Genomic DNA, 5,505 nt, shown 5'->3' with positions numbered 1-5,505 from the left:
TCTCGCCGAAGGCCAGCGTCACGATCGCCAGATAGTCGCCGCGCAGCCGCAGCACCGGGAAGCCGAGCATGACACCCCAGAAGGCGGCCATGCAGCCGGCGGCCGGCAGCAGGATCCAGAACGAAAGGCCGAAATGCGTGCCGAGCAACGCATAGGCATAGGCGCCGACGGCGTAGAAGGCGACGTAACCCAGGTCGAGCAGGCCGGCCAGCCCAACGACGATGTTGAGGCCCCAGGCCAGCATCACATAGATCAGGATCTGGATGCCGAAATTGTCGACCCACTTCAGCGAACCCTGGAAGCCAAACAGCAGGACCATCGCCACCGGGTAGAGAAAGAGGATGACGAGGCCGATCCTGCTGAAGTTCCGCTTGATGAAGCCCGGCTCAGCGACGACCGCCGGTGCCACGGCCTTCTCGGCCTTCGCCCGCTCCATCGCCGGAGCCGCGTAGGCGACATAGAGGAACCGCCCAACGGTGACGGCAATAACCACGATGGCGAGCAAGCCCCAGCGCTGCACGAGGATGAGTTCGTTGTTGATGTTCTGGTCGGTCCTGAGACCGATGAACAGCACGAACAGGCCGAGCGCGATGGCGCCGGCATAGAGCGCTTCACGCAAAGCGCGCTGCACGGGAGTAGCGACGACGTCGCGCTCCGAGGACACGGTAGCGGCCATGAGGATCAGACCTTTTCGACTTCAGGCCGGCCCAGAATGCCGGAGGGCAGGAAGATGAGCACGATCGCCAGGATCGAGAAGGCCGCGACGTCCTTGTAGTCGATGGAGAAATAGGCTGACCACATGCTCTCGATGAAGCCGATCAGGAGCCCGCCGAGCACCGCGCCCGGCAGCGAGCCGATGCCGCCGAGCACGGCGGCCGTGAAAGCCTTCACGCCCGGCACGAAGCCGTCGGAAAACACCACCACGCCGTAGTACATCAAGAAAAGCGTGCCGGCGACGGCGGCAAGGGCGGCGCCCATGATGAAGGTGATGGAGATGGTGCGGTCGACGTCAATGCCGAGCAGCGCGGCCATCTTTCTGTCCTGCTCACAGGCGCGCTGCGCCCGGCCGAGAGCCGTCCGATTGACGAGATACCAGAAGATCGCGAGCAGCACGGCGGTGACGATCACGATGATGATCTGCTTCAGCGAGATGCTGATGCCGTCGATCGTGTAGACCTTGCTGACCAGCGGCGGGATCGGCTTGTTGCGCGGCCCTTGAGTGACCTGCACGAAGTTCGACAGCGCGATCGACATGCCGATGGCGGTGATCAGCGGCGCCAGCCGGAACGATCCGCGCAGCGGCCGATAGGCCACCTTCTCGATCGTCCAGTTGTAGAGGCTGGTCAGAAGCATCGCCACGATCATCATGATCAGGAGCGCCACGACGACCGGCACGGAGTAGAAGAGCGCGCCGAGGATCAGGAAGACGATGAGCGCGGTGAAGGCGCCGACCATGAAAATATCGCCATGAGCGAAATTGATCATGCCGATGATGCCGTAGACCATCGTATAGCCGATTGCGATCAGGCCATAGATCGATCCCAGCGTCAGCCCGTTGATAAGCTGCTGGACGAAGTACTGCAAACTGTCCTCCCGATCTTGATAGGGCCTAAGAGGCTCGCTTGACGATCTCGAAGTTCGCCAACGCGGCTGACACCGCTTGCTCTGCCCGTTCAACTTGTGCCCTCAAGGCCGGCCCGCGACCTCGATCTTCAAATGCGGGCCGGCGCTTGATCTTGATTGATTGTCGGCTGTGATGCTTACTGCGAGGCCTTTTCCACGAACTTGCCGTTCTTGAGTTCATAGAAGACGAAGTCGAGGCGGGTTATGTCGCCCTTCTTGTCGTAGGAGAGCGGGCCGATGACGGTGCTGATCGGTCCGCCGCTGCGGAGCTTTTCGGCAACGGTCTGCGGATCAGCTTTGCCGGCTTCCTTGATGCCGGCGGCTATGACCTGCATCGCGGCATAGCCATAGAGCGTGAAGCCTTCAGGATCGATCTTCTTCTCGGCGAATCTCTTGACGACGTCGGCAGCCGCCGGATTCTTGCGGGCATCCGGGCCGAATGTGATCAAGGTGCCATCTGCCGTCGGACCAGCGATTGCGGAGAATTCCGTGGAAAGCATCGCGTCGCCGCCGATCATCGGGACGTTGCTTCCCTGATCGCGCAGCTGGCGAAGGATCTGGCCTCCCTCGGTGTAGACACCACCGAAATACACGACATCGGCCTTGGCTTCCTTGATCTTGGCGACCAGGGCGGCATAGTCCTTTTCGCCAACGGTGATACCTTCGAAACCGACCTCGGTAAGGCCGCCCGCATTAATGGTTTTCTTGACCTCCTCGACCAAGCCCTGGCCGTAGGGCGTCTTGTCGTGAATGAGGAAGACGTTCTTCCCGGCGAATTGCTTCACCAGGTAGTTGCCGGCGATAGTGCCCTGCTGGTCGTCGCGGCCACAGGTGCGGAACGTGTTCCACAGTCCGCGCTCTGTGAACTTCGGGTTGGTTGAAGCAGGCGTGACCTGCAGCATGCCGTTCTCCGCGTAGACATCGGAGGCCGGGATCGAGGCACCGGAATTCTGGTGTCCGATGACGAAGAGAATACCGGAGGCGGCGAGCCTGTTCGCAACCGAGACTGCCTGCTTCGGATCGCCAGCGTCGTCTTCGATCTGAAGGACGACCTTTTCGCCGAGAATGCCACCGGCGGCGTTAATGTCTTCAACGGCCTGCTTTACGCCGTTGAGATTTTGCTCTCCCACGGCCGCGCTGCCGCCGGTGACGGGCCCTGCCCAGCCGATCATCAAATCGGCGCGCGCGGGAGTTCCGATGGCTGCTAGTAATGTCGCTGCGATGATAAGTTTCTTCATTGCCATTCCCCTGTTTGATGCTGGTCGATAGATCCTCGAGCAGGGCATCTCCTGCTCTCGGGTTGGTGATTGTGGTTCCGAGCGCTCGCCCCTCGGGATTGATCGTCAGGAGGGTTGCGGGCGCAGTCCGCGGGAGTTTCAGCTCTCCGGCAGCCGTCGCCGCACGATCGCGGCATGGGTGTTGACGCCGTGGATGAGCCCGGCATCATTGAAGTCGAAGCCAGGATTGTGCAGCGGCGCGGAATCCCTTCCGTTGCCGAGATACAGAAAGCACCCTGGTACGTGGCTCAGGAAATGAGCGAAGTCTTCCGAGGCGGTGATAGGTTCTGCCGCGATCCTGATGTCCTCGTCCGGCAAGACAGTCCTGGCTGCGGTAAGGACCTCCTCGACAAGCCCAGCGTCGTTGACGAGAGGGACGAACTCCCTGGTGTAGGTGACTTCTGCGCTAACGTTGTAAGCGGCAGCGGTTGCTTCAGCGATAATCCGCATCTGCTTCTCGATCGCCTCGCTGACGCTGGACTTGAAGCTTCTGGCATCACCCAGAATGCGCGCAGTCCCGGGGAGCACATTGCGAGTACCGTCGGTTTGAAGTTCGGTCACCGATACGACTGCGGCGTCGGTCGGGCTAATCCGGCGGGAGACGATCGTCTGGAGATTGGTGACCAGCGCGCACGCGGCGACCAGGACCTCATTGCCCCAGTGCGGACGCGCAGCGTGGCCTCCCACTCCCTTCAGCAGGATCTCGAAATTGTCTTCGGCGGACATGAGCACGCCAGCCTTCGTTTCGAGAACGCCGACCGGAATGCCCGGCAAATTGTGGATGCCGTAAATCTCCTGGAAAGGAAAACGCGCCATGAGCCCGTCGCCGAGCATGGCGAGGGCGCCTTTGCCCCACTCCTCGGCCGGCTGAAAGATGAAGCGAACGGTGCCGCTGAAGTTCCCACTGCTGGCCAGCAGCTTCGCTGCGCCAAGCAGCATGGTTGTATGGCCGTCATGGCCGCAGGCATGCATAACGCCGGGATTGACCGATTTGTAGGGAACGCTGCCCTGCTCAACAATTCGAAGAGCGTCCATATCGGCCCGCAGCGCGATGGACCGATTGCTGCTCCCGCGCGTCAGGGTGCCGACGACGCCCGTCCCTCCGATGCCTTCGGCAACCTCCAGGCCAAACTCACGAAGTTTCGCGGCGACGAAGGCGGAGGTCCGCTTCTCCTCAAAACCAAACTCGGGATGTTGGTGAAGGTCGTGCCGCCACGCGGTCATCTCCGCCTGCAGTTCTTGCAGATCCGACATCAGCGTGCTCCCGCTGCCTGCATTTGGTTGCGGTTCTCGACCTCTTGCGGTGATACGCCGACCAGCTTTTCGTAAAGCGCAGGATCAGTTGCGCCCTCGGTGTTGACGAGAAAGACGCGGCTCTCCGGGCCAAGCTTGAGTTTTGCGCGTTGCGCGGGGTCTTGCGCGACCTTGATCAGCGCGGCCAATCCGACCCCGCCGCTTTCCCCCGCGACAATTGCCGGATCACCAGCAAGCGGATTTGCGAGACGTTTCATGATGTCGACCGCCTCCTCCTCCTCAACGGTCATGAATGCGTCCGCTGCGCGAGAGAGGATGCGCCAAGCCACCAATGACGGCTCGTAGCACTCAAGCATCGCCATCACCGTGGCTTCGCCATGCTTGATCTTCACTGGCTTTCCGGCGCGGGCGCTTTCGTAGAGGCACGCCGCCCGTGAAGGATCGACGACGGTGAAGAACGGGCGCTGATCGCCATAGAGCAGCGAGAAATATCCCGCCACCGCAGCGGCTATGCCTCCAACGCCAGCCTGAATGAAGACATGGGTGGGCTTCTCGGGAAGCTGGCGCACCGCCTCTCTCAGAAGAGCGGTATAGCCTTGCATCACGAAACCGGGAATGCGCTCGTAGCCGGGCCAGGAGGTGTCGGAGACGGTCAGCCAGCCCTTTTCACCAGCCACCCGGGAGGCTTCAGCGACCGAGTCATCATAGTTCCCGTTTACCTTGATGATCTCCGCCCCGAAGCGGGATATCGCGGCAGCGCGTTCCTCGCTGACCCCGGAGTGAATGAAGATGGCGCAGTGCGCGCCGACGAGCTGAGCTCCCTGCGCAACGGACCGACCATGATTTCCATCGGTCGCGCATGACACTGTGATCCTGCTTGCGACCGCCCGAACCTCAGGCGAATGCAGTTGGGTGATATCGACGTCGCTGCCCAATTGGCGCGAGGCTTCTTCGAGCACAAGACGGATAACCGCATACGACCCGCCGAGGGCCTTGAAGCTTCCGAGCCCCAGGCGATGCCCTTCGTCCTTGATGTGAACGGAACCGACGCCAATGTCGCGGGCGAGGTGCGCGAGCGACACGAGGGGCGTCTCCCGGTGACCTTGCCGCAGGCTCAGAAACCGCTCGACGTTCGCAGCCGCCTCAAGCCCTAAGGTTACGGCATCGGAGATTTCGAGGGGTTTGCCGTGATCGACGTTGTCGTTCAAAAGAAGCATCTTGTTCCGCCATTCGCTCCGAAAAGACACTTTATCGATATTGCATTTCGGTTCGAATTTGCGCTTAAACTTGCCCCCTCTGGCGAGCGCTTCCTTCGATCTTTGGGCACAAAATGAGCGAAAATTCAGATTCG

5 protein-coding genes are annotated in these 5,505 nt (G+C 61.1%); all 5 read right to left on the bottom strand.

What is annotated here, in order from left to right; all coding sequences use genetic code 11:
* Positions 1–676: ABC transporter permease subunit (locus ACODTY_RS23090; protein ID WP_488996515.1), on the bottom strand; the 676-nt coding region annotated here is incomplete at its 3' end.
* 5 nt (positions 677–681) lie between these two features.
* On the bottom strand, positions 682–1,584 hold the full coding sequence (locus ACODTY_RS23085) for a branched-chain amino acid ABC transporter permease (RefSeq protein ID WP_488996514.1): 903 nt from the start codon (positions 1,582–1,584) through the stop codon (positions 682–684).
* 176 nt (positions 1,585–1,760) lie between these two features.
* The gene (locus ACODTY_RS23080; protein WP_488996513.1) at positions 1,761–2,861 is read right to left on the bottom strand and encodes a branched-chain amino acid ABC transporter substrate-binding protein; all 1,101 of its coding nucleotides are present in this window, start codon (positions 2,859–2,861) and stop codon (positions 1,761–1,763) included.
* A 138-nt stretch (positions 2,862–2,999) separates the two neighbouring features.
* Positions 3,000–4,154, bottom strand: coding sequence for a M20 aminoacylase family protein (locus ACODTY_RS23075; protein WP_488996512.1), 1,155 nt, complete (start codon positions 4,152–4,154; stop codon positions 3,000–3,002).
* Positions 4,154–5,371: a diaminopropionate ammonia-lyase gene (locus tag ACODTY_RS23070; protein WP_488996511.1), complete on the bottom strand. Its 1,218-nt coding sequence runs from the start codon at positions 5,369–5,371 to the stop codon at positions 4,154–4,156. Before ACODTY_RS23070 ends, ACODTY_RS23075 begins: the two co-directional genes overlap by 1 nt.
* Positions 5,372–5,505: the final 134 nt, after the last annotated feature.

The organism is Mesorhizobium sp. FG116 (genome assembly GCF_057809835.1).
The sequence above is the reverse complement of the archived record's forward strand: the minus strand, read 5'-3'. Positions and strand labels throughout refer to the sequence as shown.

Bases quoted from the DNA above. Each gene is read 5' to 3' on its own strand.
- ACODTY_RS23075 (WP_488996512.1), bottom strand. From the start codon at position 4,154: ATGTCGGATCTGCAAGAACTGCAGGCGGAGATGACCGCGTGGCGGCAC.
- ACODTY_RS23070 (WP_488996511.1), bottom strand. From the start codon at position 5,371: ATGCTTCTTTTGAACGACAACGTCGATCACGGCAAACCCCTCGAAATC.
- ACODTY_RS23080 (WP_488996513.1), bottom strand. From the start codon at position 2,861: ATGAAGAAACTTATCATCGCAGCGACATTACTAGCAGCCATCGGAACT.